The 20,541-nt window shown below is 36.5% G+C and carries 22 protein-coding genes and 1 pseudogene; 15 read left to right on the top strand and 8 right to left on the bottom strand.

Features of this window, described 5'->3' with window-relative positions:
* From C9J37_RS29735 to zupT, 3 genes are all read left to right on the top strand, one after another.
* Window positions 1–90 (top strand): IS3 family transposase (locus C9J37_RS29735; protein WP_328822053.1); only part of this gene is annotated, 90 nt, incomplete at its 5' end.
* A 415-nt stretch (window positions 91–505) separates the two neighbouring features.
* Window positions 506–1,120, top strand: a complete 615-nt coding sequence (locus C9J37_RS21395; RefSeq protein ID WP_107896988.1) for a phosphatase PAP2 family protein — start codon at window positions 506–508, stop codon at window positions 1,118–1,120.
* A gap of 556 nt (window positions 1,121–1,676) precedes the next feature.
* Window positions 1,677–2,486, top strand: a complete 810-nt coding sequence (gene zupT, locus C9J37_RS21390) for a zinc transporter ZupT (RefSeq protein WP_107896985.1) — start codon at window positions 1,677–1,679, stop codon at window positions 2,484–2,486.
* Window positions 2,487–2,535: 49 nt separating this feature from the next.
* Here zupT and C9J37_RS21385 read toward each other — a convergent pair whose 3' ends face one another.
* From C9J37_RS21385 to thrC, 3 genes are read right to left on the bottom strand one after another with little or no spacing between them, the layout of a single operon-like run.
* Window positions 2,536–3,201, bottom strand: coding sequence for a 2-hydroxy-3-keto-5-methylthiopentenyl-1-phosphate phosphatase (locus C9J37_RS21385; RefSeq protein WP_107896984.1), 666 nt, complete (start codon window positions 3,199–3,201; stop codon window positions 2,536–2,538).
* Between the two features lie 52 nt (window positions 3,202–3,253).
* Window positions 3,254–4,147, bottom strand: coding sequence for a homoserine kinase (thrB, locus tag C9J37_RS21380; RefSeq protein ID WP_107896983.1), 894 nt, complete (start codon window positions 4,145–4,147; stop codon window positions 3,254–3,256).
* Window positions 4,144–5,196, bottom strand: a complete 1,053-nt coding sequence (gene thrC, locus C9J37_RS21375; RefSeq protein ID WP_069508886.1) for a threonine synthase — start codon at window positions 5,194–5,196, stop codon at window positions 4,144–4,146. The genes thrB and thrC overlap by 4 nt, the downstream gene beginning before the upstream one ends.
* A gap of 204 nt (window positions 5,197–5,400) precedes the next feature.
* Between thrC and C9J37_RS21370 the strand changes: the two genes are divergently transcribed.
* Together C9J37_RS21370 and C9J37_RS21365 are read left to right on the top strand one after the other, a co-directional pair.
* Entirely contained in the window at window positions 5,401–6,615 is a 1,215-nt protein-coding gene (locus C9J37_RS21370) for a niacin permease NiaP (protein WP_024361354.1), read from the top strand.
* Window positions 6,616–6,984: 369 nt separating this feature from the next.
* Window positions 6,985–7,851, top strand: coding sequence for a MurR/RpiR family transcriptional regulator (locus C9J37_RS21365; protein ID WP_107896982.1), 867 nt, complete (start codon window positions 6,985–6,987; stop codon window positions 7,849–7,851).
* A gap of 113 nt (window positions 7,852–7,964) precedes the next feature.
* Here C9J37_RS21365 and C9J37_RS21360 read toward each other — a convergent pair whose 3' ends face one another.
* Window positions 7,965–8,768: a GNAT family N-acetyltransferase gene (locus tag C9J37_RS21360; protein WP_235617195.1), complete on the bottom strand. Its 804-nt coding sequence runs from the start codon at window positions 8,766–8,768 to the stop codon at window positions 7,965–7,967.
* Between the two features lie 330 nt (window positions 8,769–9,098).
* Between C9J37_RS21360 and C9J37_RS21355 the strand changes: the two genes are divergently transcribed.
* Window positions 9,099–10,025 (top strand): manganese-dependent inorganic pyrophosphatase, encoded by a 927-nt coding sequence (locus C9J37_RS21355; RefSeq protein WP_069508892.1) that lies wholly within the window; start codon window positions 9,099–9,101, stop codon window positions 10,023–10,025.
* A gap of 167 nt (window positions 10,026–10,192) precedes the next feature.
* Here the strand turns inward: C9J37_RS21355 and C9J37_RS21350 are convergent, their stop codons facing one another.
* Window positions 10,193–11,572, bottom strand: coding sequence for an FAD-dependent oxidoreductase (locus tag C9J37_RS21350; RefSeq protein WP_107896980.1), 1,380 nt, complete (start codon window positions 11,570–11,572; stop codon window positions 10,193–10,195).
* Between the two features lie 125 nt (window positions 11,573–11,697).
* Here C9J37_RS21350 and C9J37_RS21345 point away from each other — a divergent pair, with 125 nt between their 5' ends.
* The 3 genes from C9J37_RS21345 (at window position 11,698) to C9J37_RS21335 (ending at window position 13,856) form a co-directional block, all read left to right on the top strand.
* Complete coding sequence (locus C9J37_RS21345; protein WP_107896979.1) at window positions 11,698–12,405, top strand: DsbA family oxidoreductase; 708 nt, start codon at window positions 11,698–11,700, stop codon at window positions 12,403–12,405.
* Window positions 12,406–12,682: 277 nt separating this feature from the next.
* Window positions 12,683–13,309, top strand: a complete 627-nt coding sequence (locus C9J37_RS21340; RefSeq protein WP_024361348.1) for an FMN-dependent NADH-azoreductase — start codon at window positions 12,683–12,685, stop codon at window positions 13,307–13,309.
* A 340-nt stretch (window positions 13,310–13,649) separates the two neighbouring features.
* Window positions 13,650–13,856 (top strand): hypothetical protein, encoded by a 207-nt coding sequence (locus tag C9J37_RS21335; RefSeq protein WP_107896978.1) that lies wholly within the window; start codon window positions 13,650–13,652, stop codon window positions 13,854–13,856.
* Between the two features lie 117 nt (window positions 13,857–13,973).
* Here C9J37_RS21335 and C9J37_RS21330 read toward each other — a convergent pair whose 3' ends face one another.
* Complete coding sequence (locus C9J37_RS21330; protein ID WP_107896987.1) at window positions 13,974–14,363, bottom strand: DUF2500 domain-containing protein; 390 nt, start codon at window positions 14,361–14,363, stop codon at window positions 13,974–13,976.
* Window positions 14,364–14,836: 473 nt separating this feature from the next.
* Here C9J37_RS21330 and C9J37_RS21325 point away from each other — a divergent pair, with 473 nt between their 5' ends.
* Window positions 14,837–15,526, top strand: a complete 690-nt coding sequence (locus C9J37_RS21325) for a hypothetical protein (protein ID WP_107896977.1) — start codon at window positions 14,837–14,839, stop codon at window positions 15,524–15,526.
* Between the two features lie 9 nt (window positions 15,527–15,535).
* A complete protein-coding gene (locus tag C9J37_RS28465) occupies window positions 15,536–15,712 on the top strand; it encodes a hypothetical protein (protein WP_167397385.1) in 177 nt (58 codons plus the stop codon).
* A 553-nt stretch (window positions 15,713–16,265) separates the two neighbouring features.
* Here the strand turns inward: C9J37_RS28465 and C9J37_RS21315 are convergent.
* Window positions 16,266–16,424: pseudogene (locus tag C9J37_RS21315) on the bottom strand (protein rep); the annotation flags it as partial.
* Window positions 16,425–16,580: 156 nt separating this feature from the next.
* On the opposite strand from C9J37_RS21315, the gene C9J37_RS21310 reads away from it, so the two are divergent.
* Window positions 16,581–16,799 carry a hypothetical protein gene (locus C9J37_RS21310; protein ID WP_235617194.1) on the top strand — a complete coding sequence of 73 codons (219 nt, stop codon included), beginning with the start codon at window positions 16,581–16,583 and terminating at the stop codon, window positions 16,797–16,799.
* Here C9J37_RS21310 and C9J37_RS21305 read toward each other — a convergent pair whose 3' ends face one another.
* A complete protein-coding gene (locus C9J37_RS21305) occupies window positions 16,800–17,663 on the bottom strand; it encodes a VOC family protein (RefSeq protein WP_107896975.1) in 864 nt (287 codons plus the stop codon).
* A 142-nt stretch (window positions 17,664–17,805) separates the two neighbouring features.
* Between C9J37_RS21305 and C9J37_RS21300 the strand changes: the two genes are divergently transcribed.
* The 3 genes from C9J37_RS21300 (at window position 17,806) to C9J37_RS21290 (ending at window position 20,124) form a co-directional block, all read left to right on the top strand.
* Window positions 17,806–18,111 carry a winged helix-turn-helix transcriptional regulator gene (locus C9J37_RS21300; protein ID WP_024361344.1) on the top strand — a complete coding sequence of 102 codons (306 nt, stop codon included), beginning with the start codon at window positions 17,806–17,808 and terminating at the stop codon, window positions 18,109–18,111.
* A gap of 289 nt (window positions 18,112–18,400) precedes the next feature.
* Window positions 18,401–19,315 (top strand): UDP-N-acetylmuramate dehydrogenase, encoded by a 915-nt coding sequence (gene murB / locus C9J37_RS21295; RefSeq protein WP_107896974.1) that lies wholly within the window; start codon window positions 18,401–18,403, stop codon window positions 19,313–19,315.
* A 53-nt stretch (window positions 19,316–19,368) separates the two neighbouring features.
* Entirely contained in the window at window positions 19,369–20,124 is a 756-nt protein-coding gene (locus tag C9J37_RS21290) for an exodeoxyribonuclease III (RefSeq protein ID WP_107896973.1), read from the top strand.
* Window positions 20,125–20,541 lie beyond the last annotated feature (417 nt).

The raw sequence follows: 20,541 nt of genomic DNA, 5'->3' as shown, positions 1-20,541 counted from the left end.
ATGACGTATTACAATCATTATCGAGGTCAGTGGAATTTAAAAAAGCTGCCGCCTGTAAAATACAGACAGCAGCTTCAACAAGTTGCCTAGGCTTTTTCAAAATGTCCTTTACAAAGGGTACACTTTAGAAAGTTCAGGGAGTTAATTATTAATAATCGTATTTCTAGAGAAGTTAGAGGGGAAAAAGACCCAAACTTTGGACCGAAGGATTGGCTATTTGATCCTGTATTATTAAAATAGTCTGAAGAATTAAATATAAGAGGTTAGGAGAGTGCTGATGTTGTTTAGAAAAATACTACCTATAATAGCTATTTTATTTATTGTAGCATTAGCACTTTCAAATTACTTCAATAAAACTAATGAAGCATCTATTCGACTAGCTTGTGATATTAAGTGCTTACTGATGCTATAAATGCCGAAATATATGCATTTACTCCTCTATTTCACGTAATTATGGTATGATGTGAAAAAACAATTCGTGAATGTGTTTTGAGGTGAAATTTTGATAAAAATATGGGCATTTCCATTAGCAATAGTAACGCTAATAGCTTTTTTTATGTTGCGGTTAACATATCAGGGTGAGACAATTCTTAATTTTGATACGAAAGTGGCAGACATATTATTTGGCAATCCGTTTATCGAAGCTTTTCATTATATTGGTGAGCCGAGTTTTGTCATTACAGTTGCACTTATATTGATGGTGTATTTAGCATGGAGGGTAAAAAATTACCGAGGCATGCTATTTGTTTTGTTGACATTTGCTGGAGGTAATGTACTGAATCAATTGCTGAAAAAATGGATTCAACGACCTCGACCAGAAATAGAAGATCAATTAACATCGTTTAGTTTTCCATCAGGACATGCTATGTCAGGTATTTTGTATTTATTTACAGTTGCTTATTTGTTATCTGAAAATAACAGCAGAGCACGTCAAATACAGCTTTGGATTGGGGCAATTGTACTAACAATACTTATTGGTCTATCACGTATAGCAGGTGCGCGTCATTTTGCTTCCGATGTACTTGCTGGTTGGTGCGTCGGTTACACATGGTTTATCCTTTGTGTACTTTGGTATGAACGACGTAAACGATTATATAAAAAGAATACTATAAAACAATAGTGCTAATGTGAGCAGTACCCTTCAAAGGGTGCTGCTCTTTTTAGTAGTGCAAGTCGAAAGACGTACCTATGGAAAGCGGAGTGGATTTTTACGTAATAGAATGAGGTTGGGACATAACTAAAAAAATTTAAGGAACAGAGGAAAGGTGTTCGTAAATTTTTGCTATTATGGGAACTTGGCTATTTGCAAAAAAATAGAAGTGTTCACTAGTTGTTGATAGCGGAGGTGGTGACTCCAGCTCAGAACGCACACAACGTAAGACGCTGGCATTCTGCGCGTTAGCGAGGGTTGCGGCTTACTGTGCTGAGCGGAAAGCACCGCCGAAGCGGACAACAACGGCGCAGCAAAAAAGTGTTAGATTGATGGCAGTCAATCTAACACTTTTTCTCTTTTGTCCCAGCCCCTTTGCGGACAGTCCTTTATTTGGACTACTTCCTTTATATGAAAAATTTATTAAGTTTTTGTATAGAATATTTACCTAGTAAAAAAGAATTGCTTCTAGGAAACTTTTAAGCTAAGATGAGTACAATAAGAAAAAGAGAAAAGGAAGAAGGACTTGGAAGGATCAATAATATTCGCCTTAGGGTTAACCCTTTTTGCTGGACTTGCAACAGGAGTAGGGAGCTTAATAGCATTTTTTACATCACGCACAAATACAAAATTTTTATCGATAGCCCTTGGATTTTCAGCTGGTGTTATGATTTATGTATCACTGGTGGAAATATTCGTAAAAGCAAAAGATGCTTTAACGAATGCTTTAGGTACAACTAACGGTTATTGGTTGACGATTGCAGGTTTCTTTGGCGGAATGTTATTTATAGCATTGATTGATAAATTTATTCCAAAATCGACTAATCCACATGAGGTTAAGCTTGTTGAAGATATTAATGCCGTAAAACCACAGGTAGATGAAAACCATCTGATGAAGATGGGTGTTTTCACCGCTCTTGCCATTGGGATTCATAATTTCCCTGAAGGTATTGCGACGTTTATGTCCGCAATAAACGATCCGAATGTTGGTATTGCTATTGCAATTGCTGTAGCCATTCATAATATTCCAGAGGGAATTGCTGTATCAGTACCTATTTTTTTTGCTACAGGAAATCGTAGAAAAGCGTTTAAACTATCTTTTTTATCGGGGTTAGCAGAGCCTGTTGGTGCGCTAGTAGCATATTTGCTATTAATGCCTTTTTTAACAGACGTCATGTTTGGGATTGTATTTGCCGGTGTTGCCGGAATTATGGTCTTTATATCATTAGATGAGCTACTCCCCGCTGCACAGCGCTACGATGAAACACATTTATCGATGTATGGATTAGTGGCAGGAATGGCTGTAATGGCTATTAGTCTAGTATTATTAGCATAATTAAATGAAAAAGGAATCTAGTCAATGGATATCGGCTAGATTCCTTTTTTTATACTTCTATTAATTTTTTAACTGTTTCCAAGCAATCATAAAAAGTGTTAAATGGCTCGTAAGGAACTTGTAAATCTTTACAGTGGTCAATTAACTGTTCTCTAGCTAATACTAAATCCGCTTGTTTAGCAGCTTCAAAATCAGAAATAGAGTCACCAATAACAATTTTGAAATGATCGGGCTGTGCCACTTTACGCATGACAGTTGGTTTACAGCAACCGCAACTTTGAGTTGTAAACTTTGCACATTGTGCATCGCAGCTATTTGAATAAACAATAGTAATCTGCTCTCCAGAAAAGTCAGCACTATTGCAATAAATCCCTGAAAATGGACCAAACTTTTCAAGCATTGGTTGTATGAAAAAATCGACCCCTCCACTGACAATATAAAATGGAATATTGTGTTCCTGTGCATAATGAACGAATTCTCTAAAGCCTTCCCGAATAACAGCGGTCTCCAATAAATATTGAATGATTTCATCTTTTTGGTTAGTCGATAATAGTTCAAACATAGCTGTAATACCGTCTTTAAAGCTTATTGTTTGGGCCATCATCGCCTTCGCAATTTTCTCAGATTGTTCAGGGACAAAATGCATCATAAGTGAGACGATATTATCTGTTTCGGTTATAGTACCGTCAAAGTCGCAAAATATAATTGGTTTCAAGTTACAGCCTCCTTCAAGAAAAAACGCCTACTTTGAAGTAGACGTTGTAAATTTATATTACTTGTACACCATGCTCATCGGCCTTCGTTAGAATGATATGATGTTCTGGGAAATTTGCTTGCATTGTTGCAACAAAGCCTTCGGCAATAGCAGTAGGGATGATGGAAATTAGTGTCGGTCCAGCTCCACTTAATGCTGTACCATAAGCACCATTTGCTTTTGCAGCTTCTTTAATCTCCACATACTGTGGTATTAATGTTGAACGGAAAGGCTCATGGAACAAATCAGCTTCCATATAGTGCCCAGCACGTTCAAAATCTCGAACCATTAACGATGCAGCTAGCATATTTGCATTTGCAGAGGCACGTACTGCATAAGCCCGATCAAATTGTTTTGGTAATACCGAGCGAGACTCACTCGTTTTCAACTCCACATCAGGGACATAAACAACAAATGAAGCATTGATATCATTGACATGGAAAGTATCTACAATACCGTTTTCATCCATTGAAGATATAGTCAAGCCTCCAAGTACTGAGGCAGTAGCATTATCAGGATGCCCTTCAATCTGAGAAGATAGATTTAACTTGTCTTGCACAGTTAACTTCAAATCGCATAATTGGTTGGCTAGTTCAATACCCGCAACAATAACGGCTGCACTACTGCCCAAACCACGAGCTAAAGGAAGTTCGCTTGCCATTTCAACACGGCAAGTAGGTAAATTCTTCTTATACTGATCAGCGATTTTTTTGGCAATAATGTATAGTAAATGTTGTTCAAGCTCAAATTCACTAGGACCGTTGTCATCGAGATGTATAATCTCCCAACTATCCTGTAGGGAAACATCTAATTTCAAGTAAAGAGACAAGCCGAGTCCAATAGAATCAAAGCCAGGGCCTAAATTGGCTGTGCTCCCAGGAACGGTGATTTGCCACTTTTTACTCATAGTACGCCCTCAATGTATTTGCGGATTTCTTCTTCATCATTTTTTAGAGCAACAACGTCTACTGTTGAAACGTTCATCGCCGTGTCAGGATCTTTTAAGCCGTTACCAGTAAAGACTGTCACGACTTTTGAGCCTTTGGCAATTTTACCGTTTTCAACAGATTTAATAACACCTGCTAATGATGCAGCTGAACCAGGCTCAACAAAAATGCCTTCAGTTCCTGCAATTAGCTTATAAGCTGCTAAAATTTCTTCGTCTGTTACAGAGTCAATAATGCCGCCAGACTCATCTCGTGCTGCTTCAGCATACTGCCAGCTAGCAGGGTTACCGATACGGATAGCTGTTGCAACTGTTTCTGGGTTAGCGATTGGTTCACCTTTTACAATTGCTGCGGCACCTTCTGCTTCAAAGCCGTACATTTTTGGTAAACCTGAAGCTTTGACATCATTATATTCTTTAAAGCCTTTCCAGTAAGCTGTAATATTGCCTGCGTTACCTACTGGAATGCATAAATAGTCTGGAGCAGATCCTAAAGCATCTACAATTTCAAAAGAAGCTGTTTTTTGCCCTTCAATGCGATATGGGTTAACTGAGTTAACAAGTGCTACAGGTGTTGTTTCACTCACTTGACGCACGATGTTTAAAGCATCATCGAAATTACCATCAATTTCAATAATTTTTGCACCATACATTGTCGCTTGTGCTAATTTACCAAGCGCTACTTTCCCTTTAGGAATAACAACAATAGATTGGATACCTGCACGTGTTGCATAAGCAGCAGCAGCAGCTGAAGTATTGCCTGTTGAGGCACAAATAACACATTTACTACCGTCTTCAATAGCCTTTGCTACGGCAAATACCATACCTCGATCTTTGAAAGAACCAGTTGGATTTGCACCTTCTATTTTACCATACAGCTCAATACCAAGCTGTTTAGAAAGATTAACTAAATGTATAAGAGGCGTATTGCCTTCGTTTAATGTTAGAGCAGGTGTATTTTCTGTTACGGGTAAAAATTGTTTATATTCTTCAATAAGGCCTTTCCACATAACGTAACGATCTCCTTTTGTTCTTATAGAAAGAACAGTTGTTTTTGTATAAGAGACATTTTAACGCAAATGACCATATATTTTCAATAGCAATTAATAAATTGTCTAAACAATTCGGTCATTTGAATTTTACTTGTCACTTTCTTGAAACAACTGTATAGTATACTCGTAATGTAAAGTCAAGTGTAAAGACAGGTGGTTAAGATGACAACAATTAAGCAAGAACAATCTATATCACGTAATAAGCTTTTGGGTGTAGCAGGTGTTGGCTGGCTCTTTGATGCAATGGACGTCGGTATTTTATCTTTCGTTATTACAGCGCTCGCGGTAGATTGGGATTTAACTAAGAGTCAGATGGGTTGGATTGGCAGTGTTAATTCTATAGGAATGGCAGTTGGCGCACTCATCTTTGGTATTTTTGCAGATAAAGTCGGTCGTAAGCAAGTGTTCATGTGGACGCTTATATTATTTTCTGTGGCAAGTGGTATTTCGGCATTTACAACAACTTTAATCGCATTTATGGCATTACGCTTTTTAGTAGGGATGGGGCTCGGTGGAGAACTACCTGTAGCATCTACTCTTGTTTCTGAAAGTGTGGAGGCAAAGGAACGTGGAAGAGTAGTGGTATTACTAGAGAGTTTTTGGGCAGCAGGCTGGCTTATTGCCGCACTGATTTCTTATTTTGTTATCCCGACATGGGGCTGGCGTGTCGCTTTGTTGTTAACAGCAATTCCAGCAGTGTACGCTATATACCTGCGTTGGCATTTACCAGATTCACCACAGTTTACTGCGAAGGCTGAATCAAAAAAACGTAGCATTTTTCTCAACATACGTGATGTATGGTCGAAAAAATATGCCCGTTCGACACTTATGTTATGGGTGTTATGGTTTACAGTAGTATTCTCGTATTACGGTATGTTTTTATGGTTACCGAGTGTAATGGTCGGAAAAGGTTTTGATATGATTACTAGCTTTAAGTATGTGTTGATTATGACTTTAGCACAGCTTCCAGGTTACTTTACAGCGGCATGGTTTATTGAAAAATTTGGACGTAAATTTGTACTTGTTTCCTATTTAATTGGAACAGCTGTAAGTGCTTTCATTTTTGGTAATGCAGAAACAATGGCGGTGCTATTAACATCTGGGATGCTATTATCATTCTTTAATTTAGGCGCGTGGGGTGCACTCTATGCTTATACACCAGAACAGTACCCAGCCGTTATTCGTGGTACAGGTGCAGGAATGGCTGCCGCAGTTGGACGAATTGGCGGTATTTTTGGTCCATTATTGGTCGGATCATTACTAACAGCAGGCTATGATATCGGTTTTATTTTTGCAATTTTTTGTGGTGCTATCATTATAGGGGTGATTGGTGTCATATTTTTAGGCACAGAAACGAAACAAATGGAACTGGAATAGTAAACATACGAAAAGTCTTGGGTTCAATTTGAATCCAAGACTTTTTTTGAAATCTGCTTTATTAAATACATAAAAATTATATTTTATTTATTTTTATGCATTTGTTTCTAAAATATGTTAAAATTTCAATTCGTAGATTACTTGTTATCCAGCTACTAGTTGATAAAGATACTTTGGATATGATAAATATAGAGAATTTATGTCATTTAATTATGAACTAGTGCGTTAGTGTGTTAATACATTAAAGATTTTTCTGAAAAGTCATTGTATTCAAATTGCAATCATGATAATGTATTTTTAATCGAATTTAGAGTCAGTAGGGAACAATCTCCATTCGTGATAATTTCTTTGAAAGAAAGGTTGTTAGGAATGAGTATAAATGAAAATATAAAGAAAAGATTTGTAAGACTGTCAAAAGGACAACGTAAAGTTGCGCAATTTGTTATGAGTAATCCAACGGTTGTTATTGCTAATGGGGCAGCTGAAGTGGGTAGACAGGCAAATGTTAGTGAATCAACCGTTATTCGTTTTTGTTATGCGATGGATTTGTCAGGTTATGTGGAGCTACAAGAAGAGATTAGAAGTTATTTAAACTCACAACATGAGGGTGTTCCTCTTCAACCAACATATACGGCGAGCAAGCAAAGAACTTCAAGCTTTGCTAAAATCATGCAACGTGATATGCAAAACATTCAAGATACAATACATCTTGTGAACGATAAGGTGCTTCAAAAAAGCTCTAAATGGATGCATGAAGCAGATACAGTTTATATTTTAGGTACAAGACAAGCTGCCTCTATTGCTAATTGGTTATCGTATACGTTGAAAACTTTACGATCAAATGTAAAGCAACTACGTACAGATTCAGATGATCTCGTTCAACAAATCAACAGCATGAGCGAACGTACTACGTTAATAGTTTTTTCATGTGATAAACATTCCAATGATGTGAAAACGATTGTTGAAATAGCGAAAATGAAAAAAGTAAAAATTATTGCTATTACAGGATCGGCGTTGTCACCAATAAGAGACTATGCAAGTGCCTTATTTGCATTAGGTTTAAAAAATCAATCCTCTTTAGATATGGTACCTGTCCTATTTTCATTTATGCATGCTCTTATTGAGGAAATGGTTAGTCATGATAAAGAGCGATACACTCAATATCAACAATCCTATGAACAAGTAGAAAATAATTTATTATTTTTAGATGTAGCAAGAGAAAAGCAAGTATTTTGATAAAGTATAGCGTATAGGTGGAGTAATATGCTCATCTATACGTTTTTGGTTCTAAGGTCTAGAAAAGTAAAAAGATGTCCAACTAAAATATTAGACATCCTTGAAAAACCAATTTATAAAATTTTACTTAAACTATATTCAGCCTTGAATGTATCATTTAGTTTAATAGCATTAACGCGAGTTCCTTCGTGTTCAAAGCCTAGTTTTTTAAATAGCTGTAATGCGGCATCATTATGCTCCATAACGGATAATTCGAGGCGAGAGATATTTCTTTGGTTAGCCCAGTCTTCCACTGCTTTCATAAGTGCTGAGCCGATACCTTTTCGTTGGTGTTCTTCTTTCACGGCCAAGTGGACTGAGGCAACATGTTTGGCTTTAGAGTGCTTATAACCATGAATTACTGCATAACCTGCAAACGTGCCATTTAAAATGCAAAGCAAAATAGTGCGGTTTTTTAATTGCTTCCAATAAGCTAGGTTTTTTCTAAGTTGTTGTACAGTTAGCTCTAACTCATTTTCAACATTATACAAAAATTCAGTTTGTTGAAGGATTTCTTCTTGTAAAAGAATAAATGCTCTAGCATCTGATGCTTCAATCGCTCGGATTATGTACGCAGAAGTATTTTCGTTATTTTCAGAAATATGATCCGTCGATATTTTCTCCTGTGTGCGAGAAAATGTGACACTTGTGCCTAATTTGACATCTATGACATAATAACCTGCATTTGTCCAAGATAAAAAATGCGTAAGAGGAGGCTTTGTTTTTTTCCACCAGCTCTTATTTAAATAAGCAGCATTGGGTAAGGCTTGTCCCATAATGTTTTCTAATGCGCTAAAGGTTAAAGTAATTTCACTTTGCGAAGCCACGTCAAAATAGCTTGCCAAAGGAATATACTTTTTTTCCATCTTCTTTGTCATCACAATCCCCATTCCTGTAATTCCTAAAAATTTTGACTACATGATAATAGCATAAAATTATCGTTTCTTGTATAAAAATCACAACTATCTATCTATCTAAAATTAGGAAATTTATGTTTAACATAGGAAATCAAAAAAATACATGGTAAAAAATAGATAAACTATTAAATGGAGTGAAATACTTTTATTATAGTATAGTGTAGCGTGAATGAACAACAACATAGTTTTCAAAAGTAGCGTATGATGAAAGTTTTACTTTATATCATGTTCTTTCATAAATTATGTTAAAATAAATGAAAATGTAGAAGTCATTTAGGAGGAAAAGTATTAATGAGCAAAGTTTTAGTTTTCGGACATAAAAATCCTGATACAGATACAATTACATCTGCAATTGTATACGCATATTTAAAGCAACAAATTGGAGTAGAAGCTGAAGCAGTACGTCTTGGCGAATTAAATAATGAAACAAAATATGCACTAGACAAATTTGGCTTTGAGGCACCGCGTTTTATTTCTTCTGTAGTAGGGGAAGCGGAAAAGGTAATCCTTGTAGACCATAATGAATTCCAACAATCGGCTGATGGGATTGAGGAAGTACAAATTACAGAGGTAATTGATCACCATCGCATTGCAAACTTCCAAACAGCTGACCCATTGTATTACCGTGCTGAACCGGTTGGTTGTACAGCGACTATTTTAAATAAAATCTTTAAAGAAAATGATGTTGTAATACCAGCAAATATTGCAGGCTTAATGTTATCAGCTATTATTTCTGACACATTACTGTTCAAATCACCAACTTGTACACAACAGGATGTAAAAGCTGCGGAGGAACTTGCAAAAATCGCAGGTGTTGATGCTGCGGACTATGGACTAGCAATGTTAAAAGCAGGCGCTGATCTTTCAGATAAATCTTTAGAGGATCTTTTATCTTTAGATGCAAAAGAGTTCCAGTTTGGTGAATATAAATCTGTCGTTGCCCAAGTGAATGCTGTTGATATTAACGATGTGCTTGGACGACAAGAAGAATTAGAAATTCTTTTAAATAAAAATGTTGCTGACAATGGTTTAGATTTATTCTTTTTCGTTGTAACAGACATTTTAAACAATGATTCAACAGCTGTTGCAATTGGACAAGTAGCAGAAGCGGCAGCAAAAGCATTTGGTGCAGAGCTGACAAACAACCGTGTTGTTTTACCAGGTGTTGTATCTCGTAAAAAACAAATCGTTCCAGTATTAACGGATGCATTAAAATAAAATAGCGTATTGTCCAAACTGAAGAACGAGGTTGGGACAAATAGAAAAAGTGTTAGATTGACTGCCATCAATCTAACACTTTTTTGCTATGCCATTGATGTCTGCGTCTTGCGTTTTGTGCGTTCACGCTTGCATCATTAGTTACGCTATCATCAACTAGTGCCTTATTAATCAAGCTTTAATGGTTGAACTGCTGGCCCTTCTAACACTTCTCCTTGGGCATTAAAACGGGAGCCATGACAGGGGCAATCCCATGTCTCATCCGCTTCATTCCACTTTGTTTTACAGCCTAAATGCGTACAAGTTGGAGCATTTCCATTTTTAATATAGCCTGTGACCAGTTCCTTTGCCACGAAGCCTCCGACTTTCAGCATTTGCATAAACTGCGCACCAAATTTTGTACGTGCAGGCGAATAAAGCGTACTTGCATCGTTGTTCTTCGCAGTACCTGTAATAAGTGAAGACAATAAATCCCCAGCGACGAATGAATTAGAAATCCCCCATTTGCGATATCCTGTTGCGATAAAGACATTTGGTAAGGACTGCGTAATTTTTCCGACATAAGGTACCATGTCGGGTGTTTCGATATCTTGAGCCGACCATCTATAAAGTGGCTCCTGCCCAAAGTGTACTTTCATTTCATTTTGAATAGCATCGTAAAAGGGCTTCGTATTGGTCGTTTGACCTGCAATATGATTAGCCCCACCGAGAAGTAAATAGTGCTCATCGTTTATAGTAGTCGTTCGAATAGAACGTGAAGGAAAATCAACTGATAAATACTGTCCTTGGTACGTTTCCGTTATTTTACTGGCAACCATATAAGATCGGTTATTTGAAAGCTTTAGGAGTTGTAATCCTTTAAAGGCTTCAATTGGGTAATGCGTGCACAAAATAAGCTTATTATATTGAACCGAGATATTTTTTTCGGTATGTAAGTCATTTTGTGCAATGCGTAATTGCTGGACACGTGTGTTTGCATATAGTTTCGCGCCCATTGATAATGCCTCTTTTATAAGAAAGTTACTTACAACTACGGGATTTATTTGAGCTTGCTGCGATACGCTAAGTGCCTTTGTAATAGGGAAAGGGAGCTCCGTTTCAGAAGTAATCTTTGCCTTTACATTTAATACTTTATAGGCATTCCACTCTTTTAATAATTGTGAGTAGCCTTCTTTTGTTTGACAATACAGGTATGAGTCAACTGGCCGAATGGACTCTTTAGGGAGGAATTGTAATGCTTTCTCTACAGCATGTTGATTTAAATGATAGTAGAGTCTAGCATCATTTACAGAAAGCTTTTCGAGAAGATTTGCGTAGACTAAGCCATGCTGTGCAGTTAGTTTACCTGTTGAATGACCAGTCGTACCATAACTAAGCTTTGAATTGGCCTCTAGTAGTACAACATCGACACCTGCTTTTGCTAATACATAAGCGGTATATAGTCCAGTCAATCCTCCTCCAATAATACAAACATCACATTTAGTCGAAGCTGTTAAAGATGGCAAGGAAACCGAGTCGGTTGTTGCAAGCCAAAGAGATTGTGTCATACATAACCCTCACAGTGTTTTTACGTTCAGTATGGAGATAGCTTTGAAAATTTATGCAATGAAGCATAAAAATTGCTCGAAGAGAGCATGTGTCGTTACAATGTAGCAAAAGGAGCGTGTTTTTTATGAAAATCGAAATTTGGTCAGATTATGTTTGTCCTTTTTGCTACATTGGCAAAAAACAATTGGAAAAGGCAATTCAGGATACAGGGTTTGAGGGCCAAGTGGAGCTTGTCTATAAAAGCTATCAACTTGACCCGACAACACCAGCGGATACGAATGAGTCTATCTACGAATCTTTGTCTCAGAAATATAGTATGACATTAGAAAAAGCGAAAGAAATGACACAAGGTGTGGCAGCTCGCGCAAAAGAAGTAGGCTTACATTATAATTTTGATCAGATGATGGCAGAAAACACATTAAAGGCACATCGACTTGTGAAATGGGCTGAACAACAGGGTGACGCTAGTGAATTAGTTGAAGCGCTGTTACATGGCTATTTTATCGATGGAAAGCGCATTAGTCATGATGAGGTATTAGTGGCAATCGCAGAACAAGTTGGTTTCAAGCCTGAGGATATTGAAAAGGTTCTTGCTAGTGATGAATTTAAAGGTGATGTGGAAGTAGATATACAGGAGGGGCTTCAGCTTGGTGTACGAGGTGTTCCATTCTTTGTTCTAAATCGTAAATACGGTATTTCAGGAGCACAACCGCAAGAGGTGTTTGAAAATACTTTGCGTAAAGTAGCGGAGGAAGAAGGCTTACAACCAGGGTTAAAGATGGAAGGCTCTGGAGATGCAGGCGTTTGTACAGATGATAGCTGTCAAATTTAACTTGCTTCTGTAACCTTTATAAATGTTGAATTGACACAACCAAGTTAAAGGGCTCCGGCTGATGTTCCAGATTTGAAAGAGGAGCGCTTCGAGCAAGTTCGAAAAAAATTGGACGCAATTACGCCTAGGCGTAATTGCGTTTGTGCATTTTACTCACAATGATTCAGTCAAAAGTCTGAGGCTCCTAACGTTGACTTTTTATCGGAATTTTTTTATTATAAGGATATATCTTGAATTCGAGATATTAATTTAGGAAACTCAAGGGAGAAATTATATAATGAACGTATTAGTAGTAAAAGCTAACAACCGCCCAGACGGAATTTCAACAAAAATGTACGACACTTTCATGGAAAACGTACAAAATGTAAACGTAACAACATTCGATGTATTTGCTGAAGATATGCCATACTTCGGTCAAGATCTTTTCAATGCATTCGGTAAAGTTCAAAACGGTGAAGAATTATCTGACATTGAATCTCGTCTTTTAGCTGCAAAACAAAAAGCGATGGATGCACTAACTGCAGCAGATGTAGTTGTATTTGCTTTCCCATTATGGAACTTAACAATTCCAGCGACATTACAAACTTTCATTGACTATGTATATCAAGCTGGTTTCACGTTTAAATATGATGAAAACGGTCAATTAGTTAGCCTAATGACTGATAAAAAAGCTGTAATCTTAAATGCTCGCGGTGGTTACTATTCTGCACCAGAAGCACAACCTATGGAAATGTCTGTAAACTACATTAAAAATGTAGTAGGTGGCGTATTCGGTATGGAAATTATTGAAGAAGTTATTATTGAAGGTCATAATGCTTCACAAGATAAAGCAGAGGAGATTATTGCAAACGGCCTAGAAGCAGTTAAAAAAGTAGCAAAATCTCTACAAACTGTAACTGCGTAAGTCATTTATTATAGTTGTTATTAAAAAATGCCAAAATGCTGATTGACAAGCATTTTGGCATTTTCCTGTTTAGTGAAGTGTTCTTTATAATAGGTATTTTAACTAGTAATCAAGATTTGCATAATATGACCTAACCTCAATGTTTCCTGATGGAGAAATTCCTAAACCGCTAGAAGGAATTAAATTGACAGTAGGTGTTCCAGAGAATATTTTATGTCCATATTCAAACTTAACAGTTGCTTTACCACTTAATGAAGTCTTAATGTGGAAAGTTTGAGAAACACGGCCTTTTTTGTTGTAGAATATTAGTAGAAAACACTATTTGTAGGAGGTATATTTGATGGAATCACTTCTTGCCTTTTTTTTTCTCAATTCTATTTATTTAATGCCGATTTACGGATGGATATTTTGTTTGAGCCTTGTTAACCTTTTAAAGAAACTTAGTAAAGGTCAAAAAGATATTTCGAAAGAACAAATTTTTTTAACAATCTCATTTATAATAATTATTTGGAGTATAAGTGGAGTAACGGCACTATCGTTATCTTAAAATAGTGGAACAACAGATTATGGACAGCAGGAAACAGGTGGTAGTCAATCCAAAAAGGGACTTCAGATGAAAACATACCAATCCTATCTGCTGGTGCTCCTTTCATAGCAATATTGACTATCTTGGTGATACAGAAGGCGGCTTCGGTAAATATTTTAAAAAATAATGCTGCATATCGAAAGGAGAGCACGATGATTCATCGTAGCTCTCCCTTTTTTGGCGTTCAAATGCTTTGAAGCGAGTACCTTGGAACGGTAGTATGCCAAAGTCATGTTCAGCTAGCTGTCCATAGTTCCTACCATCGAGCTTTAACTCTAAACGATCCCCACTTTGAACTTCAAATGTTACATAGTAGGAGGTGTGAGCACTAGTATTACCTGAACCGCCCTGTGTGTCTGTCCTTTTTGTAACAATTTTGGATGTTACTGTTAATTCAGGTGAATTATTATTTTTTGCCCATTGTCTAATGCCGTTAAGTATAACGAAGGCAAATGTACCGAAGACGATGAAAGAATTAAGGAAATAATTTAAGGAAAACGAATAGTGGTTGTCGTGTCATTATTGATGTGCAGCATGCTAATTTTGAAAGTATTCTAAGTAGTATTGACCGTCTAACTGCGTATGAAATGGCAATCTAAAAAGGACTTTAAACATCTAAGTAAACATCAGAATTTGGCTCAAAACGCTGTTATATCAACGTCGAATGTAGAGGTGTCTCACGCACGATTAGAAGTGATTATGTATCAATTATTAAATGAAGCGATTTCAGCGAGCAGTCAATACATCAAAACGAATCGTCTAGCGTTGTTAAGTACAGATAAAGAAAGCTTATTTTGCAAAAGAACGATTATAGACCTCCTACAAATAGTGTTTTCTACTAATATTCTGTAACAAAATCTTTACAAAATATTATTACTTTTTTAATATTCTCATGTTACCTTTTTAAAAAAGGAGATTCAATAAAAAGGGAGGTAGTAATGATGAGAAAGATTTGGTCTTTAATTATTGCGACAACTTTGATATTCACTGTATTTGGATCACTTAATATTGCTAAAGCAGAAACAAATTTCATGGATAACAAAATTCCAGATAATGAAATTGAGTTTCTGACAGGAAGCACTCTAGATGGTTATAACTATATTGAACTTTCGGAACCCGTAACAGAAAACTATGATGGAGTTTACGAAGTATTAATTGGATACTACATAGAAGAGAACTTAGATGAAATCAAAAAACTCGACAATTATAGGGAATATGACACGTATTTAGTTTATGATCAGGGTATAACTCAAAGCTGGTCTTGGTTATCAAGACCATATTTTATTATGAGTGTTGCAAGAGGTATGTCTTATAGAAGGTCAACAGAAGTATCAGCTACTATTTCAGGCACATTTAGTAGTGATATTCCAAGTAAGGCTTTACCAACAGTTAAATCTTCTTTCGGTTTCAGTGCATCGGGCAGCAAAAAAATAACTGAAAAAGTTGTTTTATCGGGTCCTGACGCAGGTTATTCTAGTAGAGATTTTTACTATAAGCAAGGAAGACACACACATAGAGTAAAAATTGTACAAGAACGCAGATCCAATTGGGATGGTGTGTTATGGACTAAAACATACTACGGTAGTGTAGGAAAACCAGCTATAAAACATTATTCAGTTGATAGAAAGTAGGTTCTTAAAGTGATTCAACAGATCGTTAAATGGTTTTTGCTTACTATACTCATAATTTCATCGATCAGTTTTATAATTATTATTCAATCAAATTATATAGCGGCTGAATTAGCCGCTCGTTCGATTCCAATAGCTATTGTAGTAGGTTTATCTTCATTAGCTGTTGCTATCATGTTTCGAAAATAATATTTACTAGAGTGTCGACAAACTAATTTTCAAGTAGAAAATGAGTAAGGTCTGACACTCTTTTATATTCTTAAAAGCATTTCTTAATGTAAAAAACCTCAAGAAACACGGATATTAAAGAGTTTTTAAAATGACCGTTCAATGGCTGTATATTTGATTCAAACCAAAGAAGTAGACAAAGTCAATTTTTTCGACTTTGTTTACATAAGAAATGAACCCCTATCAAAACAAAAAGAGAACGGCTTTTGCTACTCTCAATCTTTTTTATTTACTTAATTTTTTACTGGCACGTTTTCCAAAACCCCTATAATTCTTTTATATCGTTTTCCTGTGTCTTCTAATTCTTCCCGAAAACTTCTGCTACTAAAAAGGGTAACTTTACTTTTCCAACAACAACAATATCACCAGGTTAAATATTTAATTCACGTAAATGTTTAGGGGATATGCCACGTATATTTCTTTGGATATAATTTCAATGCCTCTGATATGAAATCCCGAAAGTGTATTATTCTCCATCTACATTCTCTCCAATCATCAACTTTTATTGATTTTCCTAACGCATGTGCTGATTATACGAACTATCTTTTTTATTGGCGGTTACTTCTGTTGATCGCATGAAGTCAATCATATTTTGAGATACTTTTTTATACTTCATTAAACGATTCAAACCTTGTGCCATTGCTTTCAAACGCTTCTCCAATGTTTCACCATCAAATACGTTTTGTACAAGCTAGCTTTCAGTTTTTGACGAATCATTATATAAAAAGCGCTACTCTTTTTTCTCTGTGAAATAGGTGCATTTCACGGAGAAAAGTAATAGTATTATTAGTTAACTAATATATTATCAACTATTAGGAGAGTGAATAGTATGTTAGAGCTTACAAAAAACGGCAATATTTCTGAGCTTATTGCAAGTGAAAAGTCGTTAAAAGAGCTTAGGAAACTTTTAAATACACGTGATACATCCATACGAGAAGTATTTAATTCATTAGGGTACTTCTATAATAAATCGCAACATGACGCCAATTTTCCTAATAAAGATATGACTTTTAATGAAAATCTTTCGTTTTATTATAAATTGAAATAATTAACGTACGTAAAAAATCATTGATTCATCATTGAAATCTGAAACGATTAACTGTTCATTTTCGAAAGTATACGGGATTTCTTTCTCCATTAAGTTAGCCAATAGCTTTTGTAATTCCTCATGTGAAGAAAGGGAAAAAGTGTAGCTTTGTAAACCCGTTGATTGTTTTGATGGAACTGGGGCCCCTACTCCTTGCCATATGTTTACCGCGATATGATGGTGGTAACCTCCAGCAGACATGAATAGTGCGCTATCATGGAAGTTAGTCATAATATCAAAACCAAGTGCATCTATATAGAAGTAAGTTGTTGCGTCGTTAATATTGCTCACATTTAAATGCATGTGACCTAATACAGTTCCTTTAGGGAAACCTGTCCAAGGACGCTGACGGTCATATAATGCCATCACACCTTCTATATCAACAGCCTCTGTTCCGGTTATCAGTCCACCATGACCATCATTTAGCCATTCAGCACGAGGGCGATCATGATAGATTTCTATACCGTTACCTTCTGGATCATTTAAGTAAAACGCTTCTGAATAAATATGATCACCAGCCCCTGTTATAGGTATACCTGTATTCAATAAGTTGCCGATCACATAAGCTAAGTCTTGTCGAGAAGGAACTAAAATAGCAAAGTGAAATAGACCAGTCGTACGAGGTGGACGAATCTTCACCCCTTCTTCTGTTGACAATACTAAAATAGGTTTTGTATTGCCTGGAATAGAAAATGACACTTGTGTTGGCGTGCTTTGAAGTATTTGAAGCCCTAGTTTTTTATAGAAATCAGTCATTGTCTCTAATGACTGTACAAGTAAATGTAAATGCTCTAACTCTAATTGTGCATCAATTTTATAGGTCATTGTCAATAAATCCTCCAATTTTAAGTTACTTTTTGTAATTAAATATAAAATAGTAAACATGTTACGTCAAGTAAATAAGTTACTTTAAATTTACTTTTGCTAAATTAATCGTTACAATAGAATACATAAGAGGTGAAAAAATATGAATGAGACAACTTTATGTCCTCGTTTAGCTAAGGCAATGGATTTAATCGGAAAACGCTGGACAGGGCTAATTTTATATCAATTATTAGACGGATCACAGCGCTTTAATGAGATTGAATCGGCATTGCCTGTAAGTGGTCGTTTATTATCTGAACGTTTAAAGGAACTTGAAAAAGAGGGGCTTGTTGAACGAAAAGTATATTCAGAGGTGCCTGTACGTGTAGAATATTCTTTAACAGAAAAAGGCCGAGCATTAGAAGGCGCTATTCGAAATATTGAGTCATGGGCAACTAACTGGCTATAGTAATGGCAAGATTATTTGCGAAGCTAATTTTTGTGCAGTGATATCAGTGTGAAAGTGTCATAAGATGAAGCCCCATCCTATGAAAGTCATATCTTTCGTAGATGATTTTATTGAAATAATCGGGTAGCTAGAAGGTTCTGGATATACTGATTTGTGCAGCGTATAACTAACTAGGACATGATGCTGCCCGAAAATGCGCAAAAAATACCCTTCATTTTACTTGTCAAATCGAGGTTCTAAATCCATACTAGTGTAGAGTAAGAAGGACGGTAGAAAGGAATTAGCTCTCATGACAAAAGAACAATGGGCTGCGGATTTAGCACAAAACATAAATCCAGCCAATATTAAGCTAGATGAATCATTACAGCAATATACAATGACAAAATTAGGTGGTAAAGCGGATGTTTTTGTTCTCCCTGAAACAGAGGAAGAAGCAATTGCAGTTATTCGCTATGCACATATAAATAATATTCCATTATTGATGTTAGGAAATGGATCCAACATGGTTGTCCGAGATGGAGGCATGCGTGGGATTGTTGTGACATTTTCACATTTAGATAAAATTCAAATTACCGGTGATCATGTTTATGCCCAAAGCGGCGCACTTATTAAGGACGTGTCAAAGCTAGCAGCTGCTTCATCTCTAACAGGTTTTGAATTTGCTTGTGGCATCCCTGGCTCGATTGGTGGAGCGATGGCGATGAATGCAGGCGCTTATGGTGGCGAAATAAAGGATATTATTATTTCTTCTAAAGTACTAACTAAAGAGGGAGATATTTTAATACTATCAAAAGAAGAGCTTGAATTAGGTTACCGTCAAAGTAGCATTGCCAAAAAAGGTTATTATGTACTGTCTTCAGAGTTCCAACTAGCTCAAGGTGTACAGGAAGAAATTGATGCAAAGATTGCCGATTTAACGTTTCAGCGTGAATCAAAGCAACCATTAGAGTACCCTTCAGCAGGCAGTGTTTTTAAACGCCCGCCAGGACACTTTGCAGGCAAGCTTATTCAGGATAGCGGTCTACAAGGTAAAGGGGTCGGTGATGCAGAAGTATCCACAAAACATGCCGGCTTCATTGTCAATAAAGGAAATGCTACAGCTTCTGACTATATCGCAACGATTGAAATGGTACAACGAGTGGTAAAAGAAAAGTTCGGTATTGATTTAGAAACAGAAGTGAAAATTGTCGGTGACGACTTATAAAAAATGTCGCTCTTCGCTAATGGCGAAGGGCGTTTTTTTGAGGAGTGTGAACAATGAAATTTATTTCGTGGAATGTTAATGGTATACGTGCTTGTTTAGGGAAAGGTTTTTTAGATTTTTTTAATAGTATGGATGCGGATTTTTTCTGTATTCAAGAAACAAAATGCCAAGCAGGGCAGGTTGAACTAGCACTAGAAGGATATGAGCAATATTGGAATTACGCGCAAAAGAAAGGCTATTCAGGTACAGCGATTTTTACAAAGCATACACCACTTGCTGTGCACTACGGTGTGGGTGAGGATGAATCGCAGGATGAGGGGCGAATTATTACATTGGAGTATGACAACTTTTATGTAGTAAATGTTTATACACCAAATGCTCAACGCGATTTAGCAAGATTACCGCTGCGACTAGAATGGGAGGAACGATTAGCGCTGTATTTAAAAGAACTTGATGCCAAAAAGCCAATTATTTATGGCGGTGATTTAAATGTCGCACATACTGAGATTGATTTGAAAAATGCCAAATCGAATATGGGCAATTCAGGATTTACATATGAGGAACGTGCTAAAATGTCTGAGTTATTAGCAAGTGGCTTTGTTGATTCTTTCCGTTATAAGCATCCTGAAGTGACTGATCATTATACTTGGTGGTCTTATATGAATAAAGTCCGTGAACGAAATATCGGATGGCGCATTGACTATTTTATTGTATCAGCGCGTTTAAAGGACCAAATTGAAGTAGCTACTATGCATCCGCATATAATGGGCAGTGATCATTGCCCAATCGAGCTTCAACTAACTATTTAATTGTTTGTGTGCCTGACACCGTATGTCTAAGAGGCTGGGACATAACTAAAAAAATTTAAGAAACAGACGAAAGGTGTTCATAATTTTTTGCTATATGGAGACCTTAACTATTCTTGCTTTTGCAATTAAAAAAATTAGAAGTGTTTACTAGTTGTTGGTAGCGAAGGCGGTGACTCCTGCGGGAACAGCACATAATGTTAGACGCAACAGACCGCGCGTAGCGAGGGTTGCGGCTTACGGTGTGCCCGCGGAAAGCACCGTCGTAGCGGACAACAACAGCATAGCAAAAAAGTGTTAGATTGATTAGGTTCAATCTAACACTTTTTCTCTTTTGTCCCAGCCTCTTTTCACTGTTGCCCAAAAGATTCCTTTGTCATCGTATGTAGAAAAAAGATGTGTAATACAGCAAAATTCGCT

Origin of the sequence: Lysinibacillus mangiferihumi, from assembly GCF_003049665.1 — a bacterium.
GTDB lineage: Bacteria > Bacillota > Bacilli > Bacillales_A > Planococcaceae > Lysinibacillus > Lysinibacillus mangiferihumi.
Note: the sequence above shows the minus strand (reverse complement) of the source record. Positions and strands in the feature narration are given on the sequence as shown.

Coding starts and splice junctions, on each gene's coding strand:
- thrB (WP_107896983.1), bottom strand. CDS start 4,147: ATGAGTAAAAAGTGGCAAATCACCGTTCCTGGGAGCACAGCCAATTTA.
- C9J37_RS21365 (WP_107896982.1), top strand. CDS start 6,985: ATGAGTATAAATGAAAATATAAAGAAAAGATTTGTAAGACTGTCAAAA.
- C9J37_RS21345 (WP_107896979.1), top strand. CDS start 11,698: ATGAAAATCGAAATTTGGTCAGATTATGTTTGTCCTTTTTGCTACATT.
- murB (WP_107896974.1), top strand. CDS start 18,401: ATGACAAAAGAACAATGGGCTGCGGATTTAGCACAAAACATAAATCCA.
- C9J37_RS21300 (WP_024361344.1), top strand. CDS start 17,806: ATGAATGAGACAACTTTATGTCCTCGTTTAGCTAAGGCAATGGATTTA.
- C9J37_RS21305 (WP_107896975.1), bottom strand. CDS start 17,663: ATGACCTATAAAATTGATGCACAATTAGAGTTAGAGCATTTACATTTA.
- C9J37_RS21335 (WP_107896978.1), top strand. CDS start 13,650: ATGGAATCACTTCTTGCCTTTTTTTTTCTCAATTCTATTTATTTAATG.
- C9J37_RS21310 (WP_235617194.1), top strand. CDS start 16,581: ATGTTAGAGCTTACAAAAAACGGCAATATTTCTGAGCTTATTGCAAGT.
- C9J37_RS21325 (WP_107896977.1), top strand. CDS start 14,837: ATGAGAAAGATTTGGTCTTTAATTATTGCGACAACTTTGATATTCACT.
- thrC (WP_069508886.1), bottom strand. CDS start 5,196: ATGTGGAAAGGCCTTATTGAAGAATATAAACAATTTTTACCCGTAACA.
- C9J37_RS21360 (WP_235617195.1), bottom strand. CDS start 8,768: ATGACAAAGAAGATGGAAAAAAAGTATATTCCTTTGGCAAGCTATTTT.
- C9J37_RS21355 (WP_069508892.1), top strand. CDS start 9,099: ATGAGCAAAGTTTTAGTTTTCGGACATAAAAATCCTGATACAGATACA.
- C9J37_RS21340 (WP_024361348.1), top strand. CDS start 12,683: ATGAACGTATTAGTAGTAAAAGCTAACAACCGCCCAGACGGAATTTCA.
- C9J37_RS21350 (WP_107896980.1), bottom strand. CDS start 11,572: ATGACACAATCTCTTTGGCTTGCAACAACCGACTCGGTTTCCTTGCCA.
- C9J37_RS21370 (WP_024361354.1), top strand. CDS start 5,401: ATGACAACAATTAAGCAAGAACAATCTATATCACGTAATAAGCTTTTG.
- C9J37_RS21290 (WP_107896973.1), top strand. CDS start 19,369: ATGAAATTTATTTCGTGGAATGTTAATGGTATACGTGCTTGTTTAGGG.